This is a genomic window from Rhodococcus spongiicola (genome assembly GCF_004011835.1).
In the GTDB taxonomy this organism is placed as follows: Bacteria; Actinomycetota; Actinomycetes; order Mycobacteriales; family Mycobacteriaceae; genus Prescottella; species Prescottella spongiicola.
This window is the reverse complement of record NZ_RKLN01000007.1, coordinates 54,075-79,010: the sequence shown is the minus strand read 5'-3', so window position 1 is coordinate 79,010 and position 24,936 is coordinate 54,075. Positions and strand designations below refer to the sequence as shown.

Here is a 24,936-nt window from a genome sequence, read left to right as displayed (position 1 = left end):
CTCAATCGTCCTCGGGTTCTTCCTCGACGATTTGACCGGTCTGGAGGTCGACCTGGATCTCGCGATGTGCGCCCTCCAGGTCGACGAACTCGACTTCGGCGGTGGGTCCTCCGTCCGCTAAGTCGAGTTCGATTTCCAGGATCCCGGGGGCTGCCGGGGTTTCCTCGGCGTTCGCCGTGCCCGCACTGCCGACCAGTGCCGCGATGCCGATCGCGGCAGGTCCGACCACTGCAGCGACCCTCCGTACGTTGCCGATCGAAGGCATCGTCCCCACCTCTCGGGTCTGTATGTGTACGTTCTCCCACGGTAACGCTACGACGAGATTCCGCCGATCTCGTCCCGCAAGAGAACCGGTCACCGAACGGCTAAGGTTTCCCAGCATGGAGCGCAACGATCCGTCGGGAAGCCCGCGGGTCGAGGTGTGGCCGGGCAGCGCGTACCCCCTCGGCGCCACCTACGACGGCGGTGGCACGAACTTCTCGCTGTTCTCCGAGGTGGCTGACACGGTCGAATTGTGCCTGATTGCGAAGGACGGTGCGGAGACACGACTCCCACTCGACGAGGTGGACGGATACGTCTGGCATGCGTACCTGCCGTCGGTCGGCCCGGGACAGCGTTACGGGTTCCGAGTGCACGGTCGGTACGACCCGTCGGCCGGCCTGCGCTGCGATCCGTCGAAGCTGCTGCTCGACCCGTACGGTAAGGCATTCGACGGCACCTTCGACAACCATCCGTCGCTCTACACATACGGTGAGGACTCCCTGGGCCACACCATGACGACGGTGGTCATCAACCCCTTCTTCGAGTGGGGTGCGGATCGGCCGCCACGCACGCCCTACCACGAGACTCTCATCTACGAGGCGCACGTGAAGGGCATGACCGCGACGCATCCAGAGTTGCCGGAAGAATTGCGCGGCACCTACGCCGGACTGGCCCATCACGAGGTGATCGGTCATCTGCGATCGCTGGGCGTCACCGCGATCGAGTTGATGCCAGTGCACCAGTTCATGCACGACAAGGTCCTGCTGGACCAAGGGCTGCGGAACTTCTGGGGCTACAACACCGTCGGATTTCTGGCGCCGCACACGGAATACTCCTCGGCGACCAAGCCCAGTGGGGTGGTCACCGAATTCAAGACAATGGTCCGCACGTTCCACGAGGCCGGGATAGAGGTCATCCTCGACGTCGTCTACAACCACACCGCCGAAGGCGATCACCTCGGCCCGACGATCGTCTTCCGTGGTATCGACAACGCTGCCTACTACCGACTCGACGACGACGATCCGGCCCTGTACAAGGACTACACCGGTACCGGAAACAGCCTGAACGCCCGTCATCCGCACACACTCCAACTCATCATGGACTCGCTGCGCTACTGGGTAACCGAGATGCACGTCGACGGGTTCCGCTTCGATCTCGCGTCGACACTGGCACGTGAACTACACGACGTGGACCGGCTTTCCGCGTTCTTCAACCTGGTTCAACAGGACCCGGTGGTCAGTCAGGTCAAGCTGATCGCCGAGCCGTGGGACGTCGGCGAGGGCGGATACCAGGTCGGCAACTTCCCAGGTCTGTGGACCGAGTGGAACGGCAAGTATCGCGACACCGTTCGCGATTACTGGCGCGGCGAACCGTCCACTCTCGGTGAGTTCGCATCCCGGCTGACCGGATCGTCGGACCTGTACGAGGCCACCGGACGCCGCCCCGGTGCGAGCATCAACTTCGTCACCGCGCACGACGGGTTCACTCTCACCGACCTCGTTTCGTACGACGAGAAGCACAATGAGGACAACGGCGAGAACAACCAAGACGGCGAGAGCTACAACCGCTCCTGGAACTGCGGTGTCGAGGGCCCCACCGACGATCCCAGGATCCTCACGCTGCGGGCCCGCCAGCGGCGGAACATCCTGGCGACGTTGCTGCTCAGTCAGGGCACCCCGATGCTCGCTCACGGTGACGAGATGGGCCGCACCCAGTACGGCAACAACAACGCCTACTGCCACGACTCGCCGTTGTCGTGGATGGACTGGTCGCTCCGCGAGTCGAACACCGATCTGCTCGCCTTCACCCGGCGGGCGACCGCACTGCGGGCCGCGCACCCGGTGTTCCGGCGACGCCGGTTCTTCGCGGGCCGCCCGACTCACGGCGAGCACCGCCGCGACATCGCGTGGCTCACCCCGTCGGGCAGGGAGATGACCGCCGAGGACTGGGGCAGCGAGTTCGGCAGGGGCCTCGTCGTGTATCTGGGCGGTGACGCGATCCCCGAACCGGACCGGCGTGGCAATCGAGTGGTGGACGACTCGTTCCTGCTGTTCTTCAACGCCCACGACGAGGACCTCGAATTCACCGTTCCCCTCGACGACTCCGACACCCGATGGGTAGGCGTGCTCGACACCGACTCCCCCACCGGGGCAACAGATCTCGCGACGACATCGGATGAGACACTCTCGGTCCCGTCCCGGTCTCTGCTGGTACTGTGTCGGGACAGAGCGACATGAAGCCGATCACCGCTACCTACCGACTCCAACTGCGGGGTGATTCGTTCACGCTCGACGACGCCCGACGCCTCGCCGACTATCTCGACCGCCTCGGCGTCTCGCATCTGTACCTGTCACCGATCCTCACCGCGACATCCGGATCGACGCACGGCTACGACGTCACCGACCCGACCACCGTCTCGACGGAACTCGGAGGCCGCGCAGCGCTGGTGGCCCTGTCCGCGGAACTACGTGAGAGGCACATGGGGCTGATCGTCGACCTCGTGCCCAACCACATGGGCATCTCGAAGCCGAACGAGAACCGCTGGTGGTGGGACGTGCTGACGAACGGCCAACGCTCACCCTTCGCACGCTTCTTCGACGTCGACTGGCGCGAGGACAACGGTGCTGATGGTCGAATCGCGCTGCCGGTGCTCGCGGACGTTTCCGAGTTGAACACGCTGCGGATCGACCGGACCAACGGCACCCCCCTGCTCGCCGTCGGCGACCTGCGGTTCCCGATCGCCCCGGGGACCGAGGATGCAGACCCGCGAGAGGTGCACAACCGTCAGTCGTATCGACTGGTCGGATGGCGCGACGGGAAGGTCGGCTACCGGAGATTCTTCGCGATCAACGACCTGGCCGCGGTTCGGCAGGAAGATCCACGCGTCTTCGACACGACTCATCACCAGTTCTCGTCCTGGCTCCGGGACGAACTCGTCGACGGCGTCCGCGTCGATCACCCGGACGGGTTGAGCAACCCCGCCGAATACCTGACGAGCCTTCGCGGGCTGATCGGACCTGACCGCCTACTGGTGATCGAGAAGATCCTCGCCGCGGACGAACCCCTGGATCCGACGTTACCGGTGGACGGGACCACCGGCTACGACGCGCTCGCCGAGTACGACGGCGTCTTCCTCGATCGGTCCGGCGCCGCGACTCTCACGGAACTCGCCGCACGTGCGGGCGCACCAGGGAATCGGGAGTGGCTGCACAGCAACGAAACTGACCTGAGGAGACTGGCGGCCTGCACCGACCTGGCACCCGAGGTGCGGAGACTGTCGCGCGCGATCCTGCGAGACTCACCGGCCTTCTGCAACCCGGACGCACTGCGCGACGCACTCGCCGAGCTCTTGGCGTCGGCACCGGCATACCGCACGGACTACTCAACGCTCGCCGTCGCCCTGCCCCGCATGATCGCGGACGTCCTCGACGCTCATCCCGAGTGGGAAGCCGCCATGACGACACTTGCCGGCGCACTCATCGTGGGTACGGAGTCGCGGACGCGTTTCGAGCAGGTATGTGGCGCTGTGACCGCGAAGGCCGTCGAAGATCGCCTGTTCTACCGCACGGCCAGGCTCGTGTCGCTCCAGGAAGTGGGTGGCGACCCGGGCCGGTTCGGTATCGCGCCCGCCGAGTTCCACGTGCGGGCCGCCGAACGGGCCCGCCGGTGGCCACGAACCATGACCACCCTGTCGACGCACGACACCAAGCGCGGCGAGGATGTCCGGGCCCGAATCGGCGTGCTCTCCCAGGTGCCGGAACTGTGGGTGCGCTGCGTCGCCGACTGGGAGATGTCGACGCCCAGCCCCGACGGCGTGACCGGATTGTTCTTGTGGCAGAACATGTTCGGCATCTGGCCAGTTGACGACGCCGGTGAGGCCCCTTCGCACGAGTTCCGTGACCGGCTGCACCGGTTCGCCGAGAAGTCCATTCGTGAAGCCGGGACTCGCACGTCGTGGACAGAGATCGACCGGCACTTCGAACACGCCGTGCACGGATGGGTCGACCGGGTGCTCGACGGTCCGGTCGGTCGCAGCATCGGGCTCGTGGCGCGCCAACTCGCGCCGCACGGCTGGTCGGACGCGATGGGCCGCAAACTCCTGCAACTTTGCGGACCTGGCATCCCGGACGTCTATCAGGGCACCGAGCTGTGGGAAGACTCGCTGGTCGATCCCGACAATCGTCGACCCGTGGACTATGAGCTCCGCCGCACCCTGCTCAAGTCGTTGGACACCCCCGGTGTCGAGGTGCCACCGATCGACGATTCCGGGGCCACGAAGATGCAAGTGACGCGTGTGGCGCTCCGACTGCGCCGGGAACGTCCGGACAGTTTCGTCGGCGGCCATTACCGGCCGGTGTTCGGCGTCGGGTCGGCCCGGGACCACCTACTCGGATTCGCCAGGGGCCCCGCAGACACGGCCTCCGACGTCATCGCGTTGGCGACCCGGCACAGCGTCAGCCTGCACGAGACCGGCTGGGGCAGTTCGAGCGTCGCGCTTCCCACTGGTAGCTGGTTCGATCGCCTCACCGGCGAGCTGTACTCCGGATCCACCCCGCTGTCGAAGGTGTTCGATCGGTTGCCGGTTGCTCTACTGGTCCGACTGGATTGCCCGTGAGCGTCACAGTGCGACGTGGCGACTCTGGGTATTTTCCTAGTCGTGTTTTCCTAGTCCTGGTTCCGCACGGCGGAGACCAACCACCGGACCCCGGGCCGCACCTGTGTCAGCACGGACTTGTCGGGCATCGTCCGCCCGTACCGCTGCGCGAGTTCCTCGGTCGGCAACGCGGTCGCACGCCAGCCGTGGGAGCCGAACCAGGCCACTGGGTCCTCAGGACCGTTCCAGTGCAGCAAGGACAGCCATCCTTCCCGACTGATCAAGGTGTCACGAACCACGTGCGCGTCACTCATCGTCGCCGTAGGGTCGACGTTGGTGATCGACGCGCCTATTGCGCTCCCGGGAGCCGACAACTTGCCGATGCCGTCCATCAGCGTGGCGACCGCATCGTCGGGCAGATACAGCAGCAACCCTTCCAGGATCCACGCCGTCGGGATGTCCGACCGGAATCCTGCGTCGCGGAGCGCCGCCGGCCAGTCCTCGCGGAGGTCGACCGGCACGACTACCCGTACTGCCACCTCCGGGGTGGTGTCACCCAGCACAGCTGCCTTGAAATCCACCATGTCGGGTGTGTCGAGTTCGTAGACGTTGACCTGCCGAAGCCATGGCAGTCGGAACGCGCGTGTGTCGAGTCCAGCCCCGAGTAGAACCACCTGCCCGCATCCGGTGTCGACGGAATCCAGCGCGAAGTCATCGAGGAATTTCGTGCGCACGGCCACCCAGGTTGCCAACTCATCGCGACTGGAGTCGTCAAGCTCGTCCGTCGGTGGATTCCAACCCGAATGGCGGACGAACTCGCCTGCCCAAGGGTCGTTGAACAATCGATCGTCTCGCGCGCTCTCGAGGGCGCGCGCCGCGGCAACGAAGACCGCTGTCACGCCCACTCCACGAGGTTGGTTCATTGCAGCATCTCCTCAACCTTGTCGAACCTTGTCGACTCTGGAACGTCGTCGGCTCCGGTTCGGTCCATCGTCGATTGTCCTCCGAATGACCGAAACCGCACCTGGCCTGTGACCGAAACCGCACCCGCTCAGACCGGTGCGGTATGCATGCACTCGGTGCATGCTGATCACGTGCACACATTCGAGGTCTGGGCCCCGATTCCCCGATCGGTCCGCGTCCATGTCGATGGGACCGAACACGACATGAGCCGCTCACCCGACGGGTGGTGGCGTGCCGATGTCGACGCCGAACTGGGGGCGCGGTACGGTTTCGTGCTCGACGAGTCCCCGACGGTGCTCCCCGATCCGCGGTCGCCGCGCCAGCCCGAGGGCGTGCACCTCCTCTCGCAACTGCACGACCTCGATCCCGCCGGGTGGACCGACACCATGTGGACGGGATGCCAACTCGCCGGCAGCGTCGTCTATGAACTTCACGTCGGGACGTTCACCTCGGAAGGCACGTTCGATGCCGCGATCGAGAAACTCGATCATCTCGTCGAACTCGGCGTGAGTTTCGTCGAGTTGATGCCGGTCGCCGCGTTCAACGGCACCCACAACTGGGGATACGACGGCGTCCTCTGGTACGCGGTCCATGAGGCATACGGCGGACCCGACGGTCTGCAACGGTTCGTCGACGCGTGCCACGGCCGTGGTCTCGCGGTTGTGCTGGACGTTGTCTACAACCATCTCGGACCCTCCGGCAACTACCTCGACAGGTTCGGGCCGTACCTCGCCGACGGCGCGACCTCATGGGGCCGCGTCATCAATCTGTCCGACAAGGACAGCGGTGAGGTCCGCCGGTTCATCATCGAGAACGCCCTGCGCTGGTTCCGCGAGTTCCACATCGACGCACTTCGCCTGGACGCCGTGCACGCGCTCGTCGACAACAGCGCCACCCACCTGCTCGAGGAACTGTCGATCGAGGTCCACACCCTGTCGACGCACCTACGAAGGCCGCTCACACTCATCGCGGAGAGCGACCTCAACGACCCCAAGATCATCACGGCCCGGGTTGCCGGCGGGTACGGACTGAGCGCGCAGTGGGACGACGATGTCCATCACGCGATCCACGCCGCGGTGTCCAGCGAGCGTCAGGGATACTACGGCGATTTCGGCTCCCTTCAGGCGCTGGCGCACACCCTCCTCCACGGCTACTTCCACAGCGGAACCTACTCCACATTCCGAGGTCGCAATCATGGTCGCCCCATAGACATTCGAAGAATTCCCGCCGACGCAATGCTCGCGTACACATGCACCCACGATCAGATCGGGAACCGCGCGACCGGCGATAGGCCGAGCGAGTACCTCACCAGCGGGCAGCTCGCGGTCAAGGCAGCGCTGGTGCTGTGCTCGCCGTACACACCGATGCTGTTCATGGGCGAGGAATGGGGTGCACGAACACCGTTCCAGTACTTCACATCCCACCCCGAGCCCGAACTCGGAGAGTCCACGGCACAGGGACGACGACGCGAGTTCGCCGAGCACGGCTGGAGCACCGACGACATCCCCGATCCCCAGGACCCCGAAACGTTCCTGCGGTCGAAGCTCGACTGGACCGAGCCGCAGCAACCGACCCACGCTCGACTGCTCGACTGCTATCGCCGGCTGATCTCGCTGCGGCACAGCCGCGCCGACCTCACCGACCCGTGGCTCGAGCATCTCAAGGTGGAGTACGACGAGGACGAGCGCTGGATCGCGCTGATCCGGGGGGACCTACGGATCGTGTGCAACCTGGGCCCGGGCTCGGTGACGGTACCGGTCGGTGGCGTCCCCTTGCTGTGGTGGGACGAACCGGAGGTCGACGAGACGGCGTCGGCAATCGTGCTGCCCGGTCACTCGTTCGCCGTGCTCGACGCTGCCCCTATCCGGGTGGGTACAAGTCGTCGGTGACGACGCGTGTGGGGGCGCCTGGTTGGAGGGTGCATTGTCCACCGGTCCCGGGGCCGTGCCCGCCCACCGGTACACAGCACTGCTACGTTGTCTGGCTGAGTGACTCATTCGAGGGGGGCAGTTCGTTGAACGTCGATGCCGAGATGCTGCGGCGGTTCGCTACAGCGATCACCGATGTGGCCGACACGATCATCGGCACCGATGTGAGCACTCCGTTCGCGGACTCCGAGGCCGCGCTGCCGGGGACCGAGTTCGCCAAGGTGTGCGTCGCCGGCCTCGAGGCGACCGGCGCAGCGTTGGGCAACCTCCATTCCCGGCTGACTGAGATCTCCGAGATCGCGCACGGCACAGCCGGTGAGTACGAAGTCTCCGAGGCAGACTTCACCGGCATGCTGCACGCGATGAACGTTCCGGCGTGAGCCTGACCGTCTCCGAGGTCACCGGCTGGACGCCCGAGTCGCTCCGAACGACGGCCGAGGGCATCGACGCGATCGTCACCGGACTGGACGGACAGTTCGACTCCGTGGCCGCCGAACAGGATGCGCTCGCCGAAACCTGGCACGGCGCGGCGGCCACCGTCGCGGCCGAACGGGTGGTGCAGGAGAAATCGTTGGGCCGGGCCGTGGCCGGCGCTCTCGAGGAAGTGGCCGCGCAGTTTCGGGAAGCGGCGGCAATCGTGGACGGGGCGCGATCACATCTGGTTTCCGTCGTCGCGGATGCGCGCGCACGCGGATTCGCTGTCGAGGACGACGGGTGGGTCGACCCGACCGGCAAAGTCGCCTGGGTTGTGTTGGCCCCGGAGCACAGCCGAGAGGCTGTCCGGCTGCGAATCCTGCAGGAGGCCGCCGAACTCACCCTCGTCGTCGCCGATGCGTTGAGGCAGGCAGACGAGTCTGCGGTCGACGCGGCCGCTCGCATCCAGACCGCAGTCGATGGGCTGAAACAAGCGGGGCTGGCGGTCATGCCAGGCAATGTCGTCGACAGAGACGACGGCGGGTTCTCGTGGGAACCGGACTGGCCGGCCACCGTCGCCGCATCCACGATCGGGGTGGTGGCCGACAAGACCGGTACGGCCCTAACCAGCGCCGCAGCTGCCTCGGCGGACGACGTGGCGCGGACGATCGGGCGCGGCCTGGGCCCGTTCGGTGCCGTTATCGGCACCGTTCCCGCCATCGCGAATGACATCAAAGGCGGAATGGATCCGACCAAGGCCGTCGTCACCGAAGGAGCCGGTGCAGCGGCAGGTTTCGCGTTCGGTGCCATTGCCAGCTCGATTGCATCCGGCGCAATGTCAGGAGGCGCTGCAGGATCGGTAGTTCCAGGTGCAGGCACGGCCGTCGGCCTGGTTGCGGGAGCGGTCGTTGGCGGGTTCGCGGCATGGGGTGGGTCGAAGCTTCTCCAGTGGGCCTGGGACTAGTGCCGTATCCGGGCGCTGCCGGCTCGGAAACTTCACGTTCCATACGGAATGGCGTCGTTCGAGAATGTCCAAGGATGGGAATGAGAAACTTGAGCAACAACCCCACGATCAGGCAAGAACTACCCAGCGGTCATCCAGAGTGGCAGTGGCCACAATCCCTTCGATACGGACAGCTCCTCGTAGCCGTATTCCTTGCCGCGTTCGCCTGTCTCGGGGTATTCGCTTCGGTAAAGGCCGCCAATGAGGACCAACCCACACTGGTCGTCGGATTCACGGTACTCACGATAATGTTCGCGGCAGTGACCGTTGGGTACTTGGGCCGTACTGGGTTTCGTTCAATCGGACTGCCGAGCAGAATCGCAGCCTGCCGCGATGTCCGATACGGAAAGGGTATTCGGATCCCCAAGGAACGTCTCCAGTACGCGACAATGATCACCATGCTTGGTGGTACCGCGGTGGGCGGGCTGTCGACCACCGTCGCTTGGTATCTGGGGATCGGCGAAACGCTGCTGCCCTTTGGCCGCGAGACCAACTCGGGGGCCAACTACATGGGGATTTGCGGTGGCGTCGCACTAGTCGTTGCCCTGTTTCTCCTGGCCATTCGACTGCCTACCACCGTCAGCATCTACCCGACCGGCGTCCGCCGGCACGTCCGGCAGTGGCGCGGACTCTCCTTCAAGACCTACGACGCCTTCCTCCGGTGGGAGGACATCGCACACATTGCGGCCGACGAACTGGTCACCGGGGCCGGATGGACCGAGGCACGTAACCCCCGGATCACACTGCAGTCGTCGACGCGCATTCCCGCCGGGCAGCAACTGAAATTCGACGGCGAGAACGAGATCACCCTGATGGCCTATCAACTCGTCGCCGAGCCGAACACCCTCCTCGCCCTGCTTCGCTTCCTGAAGGACAACCCCGACCAACGCGGAATCGTCGCCCGGCCCGACGCCCGCGAACTCCTCACGCCCCCACCGCTGCGCGAACGATTCCGCGCCGCAAGACTGGCAAAGAAGACGGCGCCCGATGCCTGAATTTCCCACCGGGTCGGACACGATGACCGTGCAGGAATACCTCGAGGCCCAACTGGTGACCTGTACCCCATGTCACCCGGACACCACCGCGCCGGTGACCGTGGCGATCCCGCAACTCCCTGGATGGGTCCCAGCCCCACCCGAGGCGGTACCCGGCGCCTACACCGCCCTCGTCAATCCCACCCACATCAAAGACAGTTGGTGTCCCAACGCGGTGCTCCTACACGGCAAACTCTCCACGACAGTCGACGCCGAACAACTGCTGAACTGTGCCTTCGCCGACTCCCGACGCCTTCCCGACTGGCGCGAATACGAGTCGAATCACGTTCCCTATCAGGGCCACCCATCGGTATTCGTCCGGGGCGTCTACACGGTCGAGCAGTGGACGCTGTCCGCCACCACCCGCTACACCGTCGTCAACGACGGACCCCACCAGTACCTGACACAGTTGACCGTGACCACACTGCTCGACCAGGCCGACGACCTCGACGTCGACGTCACCGTGATCAACCTCGGACTGACCGTCACCACCAGCTGAACCGACCCACCAGGGGACCCGCAGACCCTCAGCGTTGCCGAAGCAGCCGCACCACCAGGACTCCGGTCACGAGGAGCACCATCGCCGTGGACCCGGCCGCGAGATGCATACCGTCCACGAAGGACGACTGTGCCGAATCCACAAGGGCGGTGGCCTGGTCCGGCGGAAGCGAGTGTGACAGCCCGACCGTGCCGCCGAGGGTGTCCTGGGCGACGTGCGCCTGGTCGGGCGTCAGTCCCGAGATGTCGATGCCGCGCCGGAAGATCCCGAGCACGACGCTGCCGAGTACTGCGGTACCGAGAGCGATGCCGAGTTCGTAGGCCGTCTCCGAGACCGCGGATGCCGCGCCCGCCCGCGCCGGCTCGACCGAGCTGACCACCAGGTCATTCGTCAGGGTGAGCGCGATTCCGACACCCGCACCAGCCAGTACGAACCCCACGACGAACGCCTGCGGTCCGCCGTCGGGACGCAGCATCATCATGGCGGCCGCACCGAACGCGGCGACCACCAGGCCGGCCCCCAGCACGCGCCCCGGCGCCCACCATCGCACCAGCCACGCCGCAACCAGCGAGGCGAATGCGCTGACCACCATGCCCGGGAGCATCAGCAATCCGGCTTCGAGAGGGCGATATCCCAGCACCAGCTGGAGATACTGCGAGCCGAAGAACAGGATGCCGGCGAGAGCGAAGACCGAGAGAAGATTCGTCAGGACCGCCGTGGAGAAGGCCGGTCGGGCGAACAGCGACAGGTCGATCATCGGATGGTCGAGCGTCCGCTGGCGTCGGACGAAGATCCAGCCCGCGATCGCGCCCATGACCCCGATCCCGGTCAGTCCCCAGTCTGGGCCGTGCACCGCCGTTTCCTTGACCGCGTACACGATCGGCACGGTCGTGAGCATCGCGAGTCCCGCGCTGGTCAGGTCGAATCGACCCGGCCTCGGATCCTTGGACTCCGGGATCACGAGCGGGCCGAGGACCACGAGGCCGATCATCACGGGGATGTTGATCAGGAATACCGCACCCCACCAGTAGTGCTCGAGCAGCCAGCCGCCGATCAGCGGCCCGGCCGCTGCGCCGCCGCCGGCCATGGCAGCCCACACACCGATGGCGGTGGTGCGCTGGCGCGGGTTGACGAAGATCGCGCGGATCAGACCGAGAGTGGCGGGCATGAGTGTCGCGCCCGAGACACCTTGCAGCACACGGGCTCCGATCAGCATCTCCGGACTCGACGCCCATGCTGCGATCAGGGACGCCAGGCCGAACCCGGCAGCACCGATGAGCAGCAGTTTCCGACGACCGATGCGGTCGCCGAGGGTACCCATCGTGACGAGCAGACCGGCGAGGACGAAGGAGTAGACGTCGATGATCCAGAGCAACTGGGTGCTGCTCGGTGTCAGGTCCTCGCTGATGAACGGCAGCGCGAGGTCGAGCACGGTGGCATCCACCGCGATGAGTAGGACCGCGAAGGCGAGCACGACCAGCCCGAGCCAGTCCTTCCGACTCGCCGTCACCTCGTGACGGTCCCGCACCATGCTCACTGACATGCATCCACTTCCTACTCCTGATCGATAGACGCGAAGCATCAGGATCTTCACCGTCCGGCCGGTACAGTTGCGGATCAGCTTAGCAGCCGACCGTCCAGCCGGTACAGTGCACGATATGGTTTCCGACACACGTGATCGCATCCTCGACGCCCTCGAACGACTTCTGCTCGACGTCGGTGTCGCCCAGGTCACCCTCGAGGGCGTCGCGGCAGCGGCAGGGGTTTCCAAGGGTGGACTGCTGTACCACTTCCCCACCAAGGAATCCCTGCTCGCATCAATGGTGCGTCGACTCGGCGAACGCTCCGACCGACAACTGGCCGACGCCGTCTCGAGGGGAGGCACCGTGTCCGAGATCTACCTCCAGTGCCCCGAGACCGAGTCGGATGAGGAGATCGCGCTGTTCCGCTCGATGCTCGCCGCGATGCGCAGCGCCGACGGCAGACACGACGAGGTCCAGCAGGCCGTCGCGGACGTGATGCATTCCTGGGATGCGGGGCTTGCCGCTGAAATCGACGACCCAGTCCAGGCCGAGATTGTCCGGCTCGTCGGAGACGGCATCTACCTCGCCGCTCTGCTCGGACTGCCCCAGCCGGACCGGGACCTCCACCGCAAGGTGGTGAACCGTCTGCTCGGAACCAACCAGCCCGAGGGCGACGACCCCGCTACGTGAGGTAGCGGTACGCGGGCGACCCCGGCTCGAGTTGCTCCACCTGGATGCGCGAATTGCTCATCCGATCGAGCAGAGCCGGCAGGGCGTCGGCCGAACCGAGCTCGATTCCGACCAGCGCCGCACCCGTCTCACGGTTGTTGCGCTTGACGTACTCGAACAAGGTGATGTCGTCGTCCGGCCCGAGCACCTCGTCGAGGAACCCGCGCAACGCCCCCGGCTCCTGTGGGAAGTCCACGAGGAAATAGTGCTTGAGCCCTAGGTGCACGAGCGATCGCTCGAGAATCTCGCCGTAGCGGGAGACGTCATTGTTGCCGCCCGAGATCAGGCACACGACGATGCTGCCCGGTTCGAGGTCGAGCTGACCGAGCGCTGTGACCGAAAGCGCCCCCGCCGGCTCGGCGATGATGCCCTCGTTCTGATACAGCTCGAGCATCGCGGTGCAGATCGCCCCCTCGTCGACCTGCGTCATCACGAAGTTCGCAGACCCCTTTCCGGGCAGGCGGCCCGCACGCGTACCTGCCACCAGCGGCAGCGAGGCATGCGAGACGACACTTGCGCCGAGGTCCGACACCACCGCATACGGCAGGTCTCCGACCCTCCTGACGGCGGCGCCGTCGACGAACGGCTCGACGTCGGGCAGTGTGACCGGACCGCCGGCCACCAGGGCCGCGGTCATGGACGCCGCGCCAACCGGCTCCACACCGACGATCGCGGTCCGGGGTGCGCGCTCGCGCAGGTACGTGGCGATGCCTGCGATGCACCCACCGCCACCGACCGGGACGACGACACTGTCGGGCGTCTGCCCCAACTGTTCGAGGATCTCGGCTGCGATGGTGCCTTGACCGGCGGCGGTACGGGCATCGTCGAACGGCGGGACCATCGTCGCCCCGGTCCGCTCGACGTCGGCGGCGGCCGCCGCCGCGGCGGCGTCGTACGTCTCCCCGGTCGGGATGAGCTGAACGAAGTCGCCACCGTGCACCATGATCCGGTCGCGCTTCTGCTTCGGGGTGTTGGCCGGGACGTAGATGCGTCCTTGGATCTCCATCGTGCGGCACGCGAACGCGACACCCTGAGCGTGGTTGCCCGCGCTGGCCGTGACGACTCCGGCGGCGCGCTCGGTACCGCTGAGCTGTGTGATCAAGTTGTAGGCGCCGCGCAGCTTGTAGGAGCGGACCACCTGCAGATCCTCGCGCTTGAGGTAGACCCGAGCTCCGGTCAGCGCCGACAGCCGCTCACTGAGCTGGAGGGGCGTCGCGTCGATAATGTGCGCAATTCGCTCGGCGGCGGCATCGATCTCGTCCGCGGTCAGCGCGGACGGGGTTACCTTCAGTTCTGCGAGTTCCGGCGAGTTTGGCACCCACGCATTTTCCCACTACGCGCGCGCCCACGCGCAACCGACCCGCCGCGTCGCCGACCGCGGTCGACCCTCTACTTCTTCGGTGTCAACACGAAGACTGGGATCTCTCGTGTGGTCTTCTTCTGGTAATTCGCATACTCAGGCCACACCTCGACCGCGCGCGCCCACCACTCGGCCTTCTCGTCTCCGGTGACCTCTCGCGCCGTCATGTCCTGCTTTGCCGGGCCGTCCTGCAGCTCGACGAGCGGGTTCGCAACGACGTTGTGGTACCAGACCGGATGCTTGGGGGCACCGCCCAGAGACGCCACCACCGCGTACTGACCGTCGTGCTCGACGCGCATCAGCGGGGTCTTGCGAACCTTGCCGGATTTGGCCCCCTTGGTGGTCAGGATGACAACCGGCTGGCCCTCCAGCGTCGTTCCCTCCGTACCACCGGAACGTTCGTAGAGGTCAACCTGGTTCGCGGACCACGACGACGGGCTGGGTTCGTATTCACCGATGATTGGCATGGCATCGAGTCAACACCTTGCAAGACGTCTGGACTACCCGATGTCCCAATAGAGTGATTTCCCCCAATCGCATCCGGGTATTCGGTGGACCGAACTTGTCAGTATCGCTACTCTGAACAGATCGACCGGACGTACCGAAACAATGCGCGAGAGAGGTGCACGAAATGACCACTACGGCACTCTCCCGGCGCGCCCGCCCCGACGGGTACGCCACCGTCGATGTCGCCGGTACCGCATGGCCGCTTTACAAGCTCGAGGCGATCGCCGCCGGATTCCTTGTTTTCGTCCTTGTCCTCGCCTCGACCCAGGTGTTGCAGACCGCCGTGCTGACGGCGGCCGGCGCGGCGGTCGTCGTGTGGTGGGTGCGTCGCGTCGTGCTCGCGGATCGCAAGCCCGAATCCGCGTCGCAATCGTCCTGACTCTCCAAGAGGCAGTAGTGTTCGGTCGGTGATCGCACCGACCACCGACACAGGCATCCGCGCTAGGGGGTTGGCCCGCGCGTTCGGCAACGTCCAAGCCGTCCACGAAATGGATTTCGTCGCAGAGCCCGGTGAGGTCACCGCACTTATCGGACCCAACGGATCCGGCAAGACGACCCTGTTGCTGATGTTGGCCTCACTCCTGCGCCCCGACCACGGCACGATCGAGATTTGTGGTCTCGACCCGCTCACCGATACCTCCGCGGTGCGAGCCGTGTTGGGCTGGATGCCCGACACACTCGGGACGTGGGAGTCGTTGACCGCCCGCGAGATTCTCGTCGCCATGGGCCGTCTCTACGGAATCGCGCCCGCGGGGGCGCGGCGGCGGGCGGACGATCTACTTCACACCGTCAACCTTGAAGACCTCGCCGACGCCCCCGCCCGCGCTCTCTCGCGCGGGCAGCAGCAACGACTCTCCCTGGCCCGCGCGCTGGTCAACAACCCGCGAGTGTTGCTGCTCGACGAACCCGCGTCGGGCCTCGACCCGGGTGGCCGCATCGAACTGCGGGTTCTGCTGCGCCGGTTGGCAGCCGCGGGATGCACGGTAGTAGTCAGTTCTCACGTCCTGGCCGACCTCGACGAAACCGCGGACCGCGCTGTGTTCGTGGCCGACGGGCGCACAGTGCGCACCCAGACGGTCGCCGAAGCCGGCGCCCAGGTCCGACGTTTCACCGTCAGGGCGTTGGACTCGGAAGCACTCGACGCCGTACTGCAGCGGGACGCACGCAGGCTCGATACCTCCACCGAGAGGCGCCCCGGGGACCGCGTGATCGTTGTCGAGAACGAATCCGAGGCAGCCACCGTGCTGCGCGACCTGGTGGCCGCAGGTGTCTCGGTTACCTCCTTCGGCCCGTCGACCGGCACCTGGGAACAGACGTACCTGAACATGCAGGAGGAAAGCCTGTGACGAGCACGCGACCCTCACCGAACTACCTCGACGGTGTCCTGACGGTGTTCGGGCTCGAGTTCCGGCAGCGTCTGCGCACCCGTGGATGGTACGTGCTCCTCGTGGCCTGGTTCGTACTCATCTCTGCCGTCGCAGCCCTCGCCGACGCGACCACAGCTGCCAATGACATGGCGGGCCAGTTCGTCTTCGAGCTCGTCGTCGGATTCGTACTGCTATTCGCCCTCCTCGTCGTCCCGGCCTTCTCGGCCAACTCGATCAGTGGTGACCGGGCAGCTGGAACGCTCGCGATTCTGCAGAACACCCTCCTGCGCCCCGGACAACTGTTGTGGGGCAAGTGGATCGCAGCATGGGCCGTATCCCTGGCGTTTCTCGCGGCCGCCCTGCCCGCACTCGTATGGGCGATGAGTCGGGGTGGCGTCCACATCGCGAGCCTTCCTGTGTTCGTGCTGATGGTGGCCGTCGAGTTGGGGCTGATGTGCGCGATCGGGGTCGGCATCTCGGCTCGCTCGCACCGCCCCCTGTTCGCGGTGACGGCGACGTACCTGCTGGTTGCGGCGTTCACCGTCGGCACCCCGATCGCGTTCGGTTTGAGTTCAGCCCTGTCGGCTGACGAGATTCGACTTCCACGGGTGGAAGGATGGTCCCCGGGGCCCGACGGCGGTCAGTACGTGTGCAGTCAGACGGAGACGACGTCGCAAACCTTCATGCACACCGAACGAACCTCCTGGATGCTGGCTGCGAATCCGTTCGTCGTCGTCTCCGACGCCGTTCCAGGTCCACCGGGTGTCTCCGATGATTTCGGCGTAATGGGCACGATCAGCTCGCGTGTTCGCGATGCGCAGCGCGGCGGCCTCGAGGGCCTGCCGTGCCTGCCCCGGTCGGGTGACGCCGAGGCACAACCTGGACCGATCTGGCCACTGGGCTTGGGCGTCCAAGGCGCCGTGGTCGCCGTCGCGATCGCAGCCGGTCGCCGCCGACTGCGAACCCCGATGGGCCGGCTCCCAGCCGGCATGCGGGTCGCATGAGGGCCCGCCTGTCCGGTGGCGCAACGGCCATCGTATCCATCACCGCCCTCGCCCTCCTCTCCCCCGGCCATGTCTCCGCCTCCCCCGGCCACGCGGCTCCCGATACCACGAGGGCGGCTGCATGCGGAACACCACTGAGTGCCAACGCGATTGACGAAGTGGTCGAGCTCAGCGATACCTCCACCCTGACCGGCTCCGGCCTGGTGCGGCTCGAGGCTGCCGTCGACCGGCACCGCCGCATCACGGAGATCCTTGTCGCGCACCGAGACTGGCGTGGACTGTTCTCGATCGGCCTGAACGCGGTCGAATACGAAGCGGTACTACCGCTGCAGCGCGACCCGGTGGCTCTCCCGGACCGCACCTGGTCACCGGAGGTCAGTTATGACCTGCTCGCGCGGTACCTCCGCAACGTCCACGCCGAGTTCACCGGCGCGCCGACCGACCCAGCGTGGGCGAACTATTTCGCCCTGACCAAGCAGTGTTCGTCGAGCCCGGCACGTGTCGCGATGGCCGGCTACAACGCCCACCTGACCGTCGATCTCGCGCACGCCGTCGACTCCTCTGGTACCAACCCCGAGAACATCCCCGAGTTCTACCGGATCGTCGATTCGATTGCCGTCAAGGGTGATTCGATCGTAACGCTCACCAAGTCGCTCTACGACGGCGATCTCGGACCACTGTGGCGGTTCTACTTCGTGGGTGAGGGACTCGACCTACTGGCGGGCAACGATCAACCGTCGCGGACGCTGCTCCGTGCGGCCGACAGCGGCTACAACACGATCACACTCGCGCACGGATTCGCCCTGCAGAACCCGCAGGCGCGAACGGCGACGGAGCAGCAAATCGACGGATTGTGGCGCACCACCGACACGGCTTTGCAGGTTCTGTCCGATCTCGGCGGGCTCTGACGGGGCGGGGTTCGGTCGTCAGCCGGTCAGGCAACTCGGGCCGAACAGCTCCTTGAGGTCGCCCATCAGCGCCGAGGACGGTTCCACGCGCAACACCTCGTCGACCTTCCACACGGACGTCCCTCGCGATCCGATCAGCCGAACGTGGACGTCCGCGGTTCCCGGATGGCGCGAGAGGACCTGCTTGAGCGCGCCGAGTTTCTCCTTGGTGCACTGCCGGACCGGGAGGCTGACGGCAACGGGCTTGGCAACACCTATTGCCGAAAGATCAGGTACGGCAAGGTCGTTGGCGATCAGAGACACCCGGTCGTCGCGAACCGACACCCGCGCCTTGACCAGGACCACGGAGTCCTCGACGACGTCCATGCCGTAGACCGAGTACGCCTGGGGGAAGAACAGCAGCTCGATGCCACCGGAGAGGTCCTCGAGCTGCGCAGACGCCCAGGTCAGGCCGTTCTTGTTGATCCGTCGGTTGACCGACGCCAGAATGCCGCCGATGGTCACCTGCGTACCGTCCTTGATCTCGCCCTCCAGGATGGTGGGGATCGAGGTGTCGGACTGCGCGGTGAGTACGTGCTCGATGCCGTTGAGGGGATGCCCGGACACATACAGACCCAGCATCTCGCGTTCCAGGGCCAGCTTGTGCTTGCCGTCCCATTCCTCTTCGGGAACCTTGACGTCGAACACGGAGGCGATCGACTCGTCGGCATCGCCGCCGAACAGGTCGAACTGGCCCATCGCCTCGGCCTTCTTGGTGCCCATCACGGCATCGATCGCATCGGCGTGCACCAGCATCAGGCCCTTACGCGGATGATCCAGCGAATCGAATCCGCCTGCCTTGATGAGGGATTCGGTGACCTTCTTCGAACACGCCAGCGCATCGATCTTGTTCAGGTAGTCGGAGAAGTCGGTGAAATTCCCCTTCTCCTCACGGGCGGCAATGATCGACGACACCACGTTGGCGCCGACATTGCGCACAGCCCCGAGCCCGAACCGGATGTCCTGACCGACCGATGCGAAGTCGACCCGTGACTCGTTGACGTCCGGCGGGAGCACCGTGATGCCCATCTTCCGGCAGTCCGACAGATAGACCGCGGCCTTGTCCTTGTCGTCACCGACGGAGGTGAGCAGGCCGGCCATGTACTCGGCCGGGTAGTTCGCCTTGAGGTACGCGGTCCAGAACGAGACCAGGCCGTAGCCCGCCGCGTGCGACTTGTTGAACGCGTACCCGGCGAACGGCAGAACAGTGTCCCACAGCGCGGTGACCGCCGGCTGCGAGAAACCGTTCTCGAGCATGCCTTGCTGAAAGCCTTCATAGGCTTCCTCGAGGATCTCCTTCTTCTTCTTGCCCATCGCGCGGCGCAGGAGGTCGGCCTCTCCGAGCGAGTATCCGGCCACCCGCTGAGCGATCTGCATGATCTGCTCCTGGTAGACGATCAGGCCGAAAGTGTCCTCGAGGATGTCCTTCAGCGGCTCCTCGAGTTCCGGGTGGATCGGCTTGACCTCCTGCCGGCCGTTCTTGCGATCGGCGTAGTCGTTGTGCGCGTTCATGCCCATCGGACCGGGCCGGTACAGCGCGAGGACGGCGACGATGTCCTCGAAACCAGTGGGCTGCATGCGCCGCAGCAGGTCACGCATGGCGCTGCCGTCCAACTGAAACACGCCCAGCGTGTCACCGCGCGCGAGCAGTTCATACGTCGCCGGATCGTCGATCGGGAGGGTGTCGAGGTCCAGATCGATGCCTCGGTTGGCCCGGATGTTCTCGATCGCGTCGCCGATGACCGTGAGATTGCGCAGGCCGAGGAAGTCCATCTTGAGGAGGCCGATGGCCTCGCACGACGGGTAGTCCCAGCCGGTGATGATCGCCCCGTCCTGGGGGCGCTTCCACACCGGGATCGCGTCCGTGAGCGGTTCTGACGACATGATGACCGCGCACGCGTGGACACCGGCGTTGCGGATCAGGCCCTCGAGTCCCTTGGCAGTCTCGTAGATCTTCGCGATATCGGGATTGGATTCGATGAGCGCGCGGACCTCCGCGGCCTCCTTGTACCTCTCGTGCTCGGGGTCGGTGATGCCCGACACCGAGATGTCCTTGGCCATGATCGGCGGCGGCAGCGCCTTCGTGATCTGATCGGCGATCGCGAAACCGGGCTGGCCGAACTGCACCCGCGCCGAGTCCTTGATGGCGGCCTTGGTCTTGATGGTGCCGAACGTAATGACCTGGGCGACTTTGTCGCTGCCCCACTTCTCGGTGGCATAGCGCACCATCTCACCGCGGCGGCGATCGTCGAAGTCGATGTCGATATCGGGCATCGATACCCGCTCAGGGTTGAGGAACCGCTCGAACAGCAGGCCGTGCGGGATCGGGTCGATGTTGGTGATGCCCATTGCGTATGCGACGAGCGAACCCGCGGCCGAGCCTCGACCGGGCCCGACGCGGATGCCGACCTCGCGGGCATGGTTGATCAGGTCACCGACGACCAGGAAGTAGGCCGGGAAGCCCATCTGGTTGATGACGCCGATCTCGTACTGGGCACGCTCGACGTACTCGGGCGACGGCCCACCCGGGAAGCGCCGGTCGAGTCCCCGCATGACCTCCTTGTGCAGCCAACTGGCCTGCGTTTCCCCCTCTGGCACCGGGAAGATCGGCATGCGGTCGCGGTGCTGCCAGACGTCCTCGTACGGCTGTACCCGCTCACCGATGAGGATCGTGTTGTCGCACGCGCCGGGAACCTCCGAGTCCCAGATCGCCCGCATCTCCTGGGCCGACTTCAGGTAGTAGCCGTCACCGTCGAACTTGAACCGCGTGGGGTCCGAGAGGGTCTTGCCGGTCTGGATGCACAGCAGCGCCTCGTGGTTCTCGGCGGCGTCCTTGGTGACGTAGTGGCAATCGTTGGTTGCCAGCGGCGGGATCCCCAGCTTGTTGCCGATCTCGAGCAGACCCTCACGCACCCGACGCTCGATCGACAGGCCATGATCCATCAACTCGAGGAAGAAGTTGTCCCGACCCCAGATCTCCTGCCACTTCGCGGCGGCCTCGAGCGCCTCACGCTCGTGACCGAGCCGCAGACGCGTCTGGATCTCACCGGACGGGCACCCTGTGGTCGCGATGATGCCCTCGGCGTGAGCGGCGATGAGGTCTTCGTCCATACGCGGCCACTTGCCGAGCTGCCCCTCGATCGAGGCGAGCGACGACAACTTGAACAGGTTCCGCAGACCCGTCGAGTTCTCGGCGACCATCGTCATATGGGTGTAGGCGCCGCTGCCGGAGACGTCGTCGGACTTTTGGCTGGGATCGCCCCACAGCACCCTCTTGGTGTTGAACCGCGACTCGGGCGCGACGTACGCCTCGATGCCAATGATCGGCTTGATGCCGTGCTTCTTGGCGATGTTGTAGAACTCGCTGGCGCCGTACATATTGCCGTGGTCGGTCATGCCGACCGCGGTCATGCCGAGCCGCTCGGCTTCCTTGAAGAGCGGGCCGACCTTTGCCGCACCGTCGAGCATCGAGTACTCGGTGTGATTGTGCAGGTGAACGAACGAGTCAGCCACGCGTACCTCTCTGTACATGGGCCCCCTGTGTTCGAGCACGGTGGGAGCACCGGCGGATCCGGCAGTGCCTGAGTCTATGCCCTCGCACCGACGGTCTTGGCGTGCCGCGGCCGGTCGCTGTGTTCCCGCCGTGCCCGAACCACCGCGTCGGTGGTGAACACGACGAGTGCCACCCAGATCAAGATGAACCCAACCCACCGAGACGGCGGCACCACCTCGTGCATCACGACCACGCCCCACACCATCTGCATCGCCGGGTTCAGGTACTGAAGGACGCCGAGTGTCGTCAACGGAATCCGCTGCGCCGCTATCCCGAACAGCAGCATCGGCAAGGCCGTGAACGGCCCGGCGGCGAGAAGCAACAAGCTGTGCCCGACGCCGGTGCCGAAGAACGAGCCGGTGCCCGCGACGGCGAGCACGATCAGGTAGGCGATCGCGAACGGTGCCGCGACGACCCCCTCTGCCGTCAGGCTGGTCCGCGGATCGAGCGGTATCACCTTCTTGATCGCTCCGTACGACGCGAACGAGAGCGCCAATACCAGCGAGAGGTAAGGCGGATGTCCGTAGTCGATGGTGATGACGGCCACCGCAACCGCGGCCAGTACCAGCGGGACGATCTGCACCGGACGCAGCCGCTCCCGGAACAGCACGACTCCCAGCAGGACGCTGACGAGCGGGTTGATGAAGTACCCCAGTGCGGCCTCGACCACTTGACCGGAGGCGATCGCATAGATGTAGACGCCCCAGTTGATCGCGATCGCGAAGGTCGCGACCGCCACCAGGCCCCACGTGCGCGCACCCATTCCCCTCAGCGAGCCGAGCCTTCCCAGCACCATGAGCAGGGCGAGCATCAGGACCACCGTCCACAGCATCCGGTGGGCCAGTACTTCGAGCGAGCCCGCGCGATCGAGGAGACCGAAGAAGGCCGGGCCGATTCCCCAGATCAGGTAGGCGCCCACTCCGGAGAGCATTCCGGTGGACTCGTCTGAGTGGGACCGAGGTCCCGAGCTCCGCGGGGGTCTCACGTTCCGCCAGGATAGTCCCGGCACCGAACCACGCGGCTCGCGCTGACGTCCCGTCAGCCCATCTCAGGCACCGGCCCGTCGTCCGGCCCCGGCAGGACCGAACTCGTCTGGGTAGGCAGCAGCGGGCTGACCGCGAATGCACCGGCCACCGCATCGGCGGGAAGCGCCTCCACCGCCCGCACTCCGGGGCGGCCGGCCAGGTTCTGCAACTGTTCCAGCGAACCGCGGACCGTGGCCGCCACGACGCATGCACAGCCCTCGGCCAGTTGCGCGGCCGAGTACGCCATGACTCGCGACTGCCGGTCGTCCCCGACAACCGATGCTTGCTGACGCGCCGCGGCCACCGTCGGGGCACGCAACACCGCCGTCGGATTCGCCGCGACGGGGACGGTTTCCAGCGGCGTCTGCACCCGATCCAACGGCACCCTGAACAGCACCTGCGCGATCCTGAGGTCGCCTGCGACCTCGACGAGTTGCGTCGGCGCGATCGGCGTGTCCAGGGACACCAGTGCCCAGTGCTCGGCCTCGGGGTCGGCGTCCGGGTCGGCCTCCAGCGTCCTGTGAGCACGGTCGAGATATTCGGACACTTGCTCACCGGAGTCCGGTCCCAGTCGGTCGGTCGAAATCCTGGCCGCCGGGACCGGATTCGCCACCCCCAACCCCACGACGACGCCGGCCAGGACGACCGTCGCGAGGACAACCGACCACCGACGCGACCCCAATTTCACGTGACTCGAATCTCAGTTGCCTCGCAGGACTGCCAGGGCGTGCTGCAGGTCCTTGGGGTACTCGCTCGTGATCTCCACCCAGCGCCCATCAGCAGGGTGCGCGAACCCCAGGGAACGCGCATGCAACCACTGGCGCTCGAGGCCCAGCCTCTCGGCCAGGCGCGGATCGGCGCCATATGTCAGATCCCCGCAGCATGGATGCCGTAAGGCCGAGAAGTGGACGCGAATCTGATGGGTCCGTCCGGTCTCGAGATGAATGTCGAGCAGGCTCGCTGCCCGGAAGGCCTCAATGGTGTCGTAGTGGGTGATACTCGGCTTGCCGTCGGCCGTGACGGCGAACTTCCAGTCGCTGCTGCGGTGCCTGCCGATCGGAGCGTCGATCGTGCCGCTGCTCGGATCCGGATGCCCCTGAACCAGAGCGTGGTAGCGCTTGTCGACGGTGCGCTGCTTGAACGCCCGCTTGAGCACGGTGTACGCCCGCTCCGAGGTCGCGACGACCATCACACCGGAAGTGCCGACGTCGAGTCGGTGCACGATGCCCTGCCGCTCGTGCGCTCCGGAGGTCGAGATCCGGAACCCGGCCGCCGCCAGCCCGCCGATCACGGTGGGACCTGTCCAACCGACACTCGCGTGGGCCGCGACGCCGACCGGCTTGTCGACCGCGACGACATCGTCGTCCGCGTAGAGGATCTCCATGCCCTCGACGGGTTCGGGGTTGATGGTCAGGGGGCGAGGAGGCTCAGGCAGCTCGACCTCCAGCCACGTGCCGGCCGCCAGGCGATCTGACTTACCGGCCGGCGTGCCATCCACCCGGACTGCGCCTTCCTCGGTGAGAGCCGCCACCGCGGTACGCGACAGCCCGAGCAGGCGGGCCAGGCCGGCGTCGACCCGCATGCCGTCGAGTCCGTCGGGAACGGGCATCGAACGCGTTTCCCTCATGCCGCGTCCCCCTTCCGCGGAGTTCCCGAGGGCTTTGAGATCCTGGAGCCGCTCGGTTCGACGCCGAACAGCGTGAGCGCTACCAACAGGATCGCCCCGCACACGATCGCCGAGTCGGCCACGTTGAACACCGGCCACCAGCCGACAGAGACGAAGTCCACCACGTGGCCTTGAAACGGGCCGGGTGAGCGAAAGATCCGGTCGACCAGATTGCCGAGTGCGCCACCGAGAACCAGCCCCAGGCCCAGCGCCCACCACGGTGAGCCGAGACTGCGGCCCATCCGGATCACGCCGATCACGACACCGACCGCCACAAGAGTCAGCAGCCACGTCATGCCGGTGGCCATCGAGAACGCTGCACCTGGATTGCGGACGAGAGTCAGGGTGACCGTGTCCCCGATGATTCGCACGGGATCAGTCGGATCGATGAACGCGACCGCCAGGGCTTTGGTCAACAGATCGAACCCCAGTATCACCGCAGCGATCGCGACGAGCATCCGCATCATCCGTTGCGGCACCGATGACGGCAGGTCCGACTGTGACCCGATGGGATCTGACCCAGTGGGATCTGACCCAGTGGGATCTGACCCAGTGGGAT

At 65.9% G+C, this 24,936-nt stretch carries 22 protein-coding genes; 12 read left to right on the top strand and 10 right to left on the bottom strand.

The window, feature by feature from the left end; all coding sequences use genetic code 11:
• Window position 1 precedes the first annotated feature (1 nt).
• Window positions 2-265, bottom strand: coding sequence for a PepSY domain-containing protein (locus EF834_RS17090; RefSeq protein WP_127948428.1), 264 nt, complete (start codon window positions 263-265; stop codon window positions 2-4).
• Window positions 266-380: 115 nt separating this feature from the next.
• Here EF834_RS17090 and glgX point away from each other — a divergent pair, with 115 nt between their 5' ends.
• Window positions 381-2,498, top strand: coding sequence for a glycogen debranching protein GlgX (gene glgX / locus EF834_RS17085; RefSeq protein WP_127948427.1), 2,118 nt, complete (start codon window positions 381-383; stop codon window positions 2,496-2,498).
• Entirely contained in the window at window positions 2,495-4,876 is a 2,382-nt protein-coding gene (gene treY / locus EF834_RS17080; RefSeq protein ID WP_127948426.1) for a malto-oligosyltrehalose synthase, read from the top strand. The genes glgX and treY overlap by 4 nt, the downstream gene beginning before the upstream one ends.
• 50 nt (window positions 4,877-4,926) lie before the next feature.
• Here the strand turns inward: treY and EF834_RS17075 are convergent, their stop codons facing one another.
• A complete protein-coding gene (locus tag EF834_RS17075) occupies window positions 4,927-5,778 on the bottom strand; it encodes an SAM-dependent methyltransferase (RefSeq protein ID WP_127948425.1) in 852 nt (283 codons plus the stop codon).
• 171 nt (window positions 5,779-5,949) lie between these two features.
• Here EF834_RS17075 and treZ point away from each other — a divergent pair, with 171 nt between their 5' ends.
• From treZ to EF834_RS17050, 5 genes are all read left to right on the top strand, one after another.
• A complete protein-coding gene (gene treZ, locus EF834_RS17070) occupies window positions 5,950-7,707 on the top strand; it encodes a malto-oligosyltrehalose trehalohydrolase (RefSeq protein WP_127948424.1) in 1,758 nt (585 codons plus the stop codon).
• Between the two features lie 125 nt (window positions 7,708-7,832).
• Window positions 7,833-8,126, top strand: coding sequence for a hypothetical protein (locus tag EF834_RS17065; protein ID WP_235871280.1), 294 nt, complete (start codon window positions 7,833-7,835; stop codon window positions 8,124-8,126).
• Window positions 8,123-9,124 carry a WXG100 family type VII secretion target gene (locus EF834_RS17060; protein WP_235871279.1) on the top strand — a complete coding sequence of 334 codons (1,002 nt, stop codon included), beginning with the start codon at window positions 8,123-8,125 and terminating at the stop codon, window positions 9,122-9,124. The genes EF834_RS17065 and EF834_RS17060 overlap by 4 nt, the downstream gene beginning before the upstream one ends.
• 428 nt (window positions 9,125-9,552) lie before the next feature.
• On the top strand, window positions 9,553-10,158 hold the full coding sequence (locus tag EF834_RS17055; protein WP_127948423.1) for a hypothetical protein: 606 nt from the start codon (window positions 9,553-9,555) through the stop codon (window positions 10,156-10,158).
• Window positions 10,151-10,696, top strand: coding sequence for an LpqN/LpqT family lipoprotein (locus EF834_RS17050; protein WP_127948422.1), 546 nt, complete (start codon window positions 10,151-10,153; stop codon window positions 10,694-10,696). Before EF834_RS17055 ends, EF834_RS17050 begins: the two co-directional genes overlap by 8 nt.
• Before the next feature lie 28 nt (window positions 10,697-10,724).
• On the opposite strand, the gene EF834_RS17045 is transcribed toward EF834_RS17050, so the two are convergent.
• Entirely contained in the window at window positions 10,725-12,239 is a 1,515-nt protein-coding gene (locus EF834_RS17045; RefSeq protein ID WP_127948421.1) for an MFS transporter, read from the bottom strand.
• Window positions 12,240-12,354: 115 nt separating this feature from the next.
• Here EF834_RS17045 and EF834_RS17040 point away from each other — a divergent pair, with 115 nt between their 5' ends.
• On the top strand, window positions 12,355-12,909 hold the full coding sequence (locus EF834_RS17040) for a TetR/AcrR family transcriptional regulator (RefSeq protein ID WP_127948420.1): 555 nt from the start codon (window positions 12,355-12,357) through the stop codon (window positions 12,907-12,909).
• On the opposite strand, the gene ilvA is transcribed toward EF834_RS17040, so the two are convergent.
• Together ilvA and EF834_RS17030 are read right to left on the bottom strand one after the other, a co-directional pair.
• Window positions 12,902-14,266 carry a threonine ammonia-lyase IlvA gene (gene ilvA, locus EF834_RS17035; protein WP_127948419.1) on the bottom strand — a complete coding sequence of 455 codons (1,365 nt, stop codon included), beginning with the start codon at window positions 14,264-14,266 and terminating at the stop codon, window positions 12,902-12,904. The two genes, EF834_RS17040 and ilvA, sit on opposite strands and share 8 nt — an antisense overlap.
• Before the next feature lie 71 nt (window positions 14,267-14,337).
• Window positions 14,338-14,775 carry a nitroreductase family deazaflavin-dependent oxidoreductase gene (locus EF834_RS17030; RefSeq protein ID WP_127948418.1) on the bottom strand — a complete coding sequence of 146 codons (438 nt, stop codon included), beginning with the start codon at window positions 14,773-14,775 and terminating at the stop codon, window positions 14,338-14,340.
• 164 nt (window positions 14,776-14,939) lie between these two features.
• Here EF834_RS17030 and EF834_RS17025 point away from each other — a divergent pair, with 164 nt between their 5' ends.
• Genes EF834_RS17025 through EF834_RS17010 form a run of 4 tightly spaced genes read left to right on the top strand, consistent with a single transcriptional unit; the run spans window position 14,940 to window position 18,094 of the window.
• On the top strand, window positions 14,940-15,194 hold the full coding sequence (locus tag EF834_RS17025) for a hypothetical protein (RefSeq protein ID WP_127948417.1): 255 nt from the start codon (window positions 14,940-14,942) through the stop codon (window positions 15,192-15,194).
• Between the two features lie 28 nt (window positions 15,195-15,222).
• Complete coding sequence (locus EF834_RS17020) at window positions 15,223-16,161, top strand: ABC transporter ATP-binding protein (RefSeq protein WP_235871278.1); 939 nt, start codon at window positions 15,223-15,225, stop codon at window positions 16,159-16,161.
• Window positions 16,158-17,186: an ABC transporter permease gene (locus EF834_RS17015; protein ID WP_164874167.1), complete on the top strand. Its 1,029-nt coding sequence runs from the start codon at window positions 16,158-16,160 to the stop codon at window positions 17,184-17,186. The genes EF834_RS17020 and EF834_RS17015 overlap by 4 nt, the downstream gene beginning before the upstream one ends.
• Window positions 17,183-18,094, top strand: a complete 912-nt coding sequence (locus EF834_RS17010; RefSeq protein WP_235871277.1) for a DUF5995 family protein — start codon at window positions 17,183-17,185, stop codon at window positions 18,092-18,094. Before EF834_RS17015 ends, EF834_RS17010 begins: the two co-directional genes overlap by 4 nt.
• Before the next feature lie 18 nt (window positions 18,095-18,112).
• Here EF834_RS17010 and dnaE read toward each other — a convergent pair whose 3' ends face one another.
• The 5 genes from dnaE to lspA form a co-directional block, all read right to left on the bottom strand.
• Complete coding sequence (gene dnaE / locus EF834_RS17005) at window positions 18,113-21,646, bottom strand: DNA polymerase III subunit alpha (protein WP_127948415.1); 3,534 nt, start codon at window positions 21,644-21,646, stop codon at window positions 18,113-18,115.
• Between the two features lie 74 nt (window positions 21,647-21,720).
• Window positions 21,721-22,617 (bottom strand): EamA family transporter RarD, encoded by an 897-nt coding sequence (gene rarD, locus EF834_RS17000; protein WP_127948414.1) that lies wholly within the window; start codon window positions 22,615-22,617, stop codon window positions 21,721-21,723.
• Window positions 22,618-22,724: 107 nt separating this feature from the next.
• The gene (locus EF834_RS16995) at window positions 22,725-23,393 is read right to left on the bottom strand and encodes a hypothetical protein (RefSeq protein ID WP_127948562.1); all 669 of its coding nucleotides are present in this window, start codon (window positions 23,391-23,393) and stop codon (window positions 22,725-22,727) included.
• 18 nt (window positions 23,394-23,411) lie between these two features.
• Window positions 23,412-24,338, bottom strand: a complete 927-nt coding sequence (locus EF834_RS16990; RefSeq protein ID WP_127948413.1) for an RluA family pseudouridine synthase — start codon at window positions 24,336-24,338, stop codon at window positions 23,412-23,414.
• Window positions 24,335-24,886: a signal peptidase II gene (lspA, locus tag EF834_RS16985; protein ID WP_328590570.1), complete on the bottom strand. Its 552-nt coding sequence runs from the start codon at window positions 24,884-24,886 to the stop codon at window positions 24,335-24,337. Before lspA ends, EF834_RS16990 begins: the two co-directional genes overlap by 4 nt.
• Window positions 24,887-24,936 lie beyond the last annotated feature (50 nt).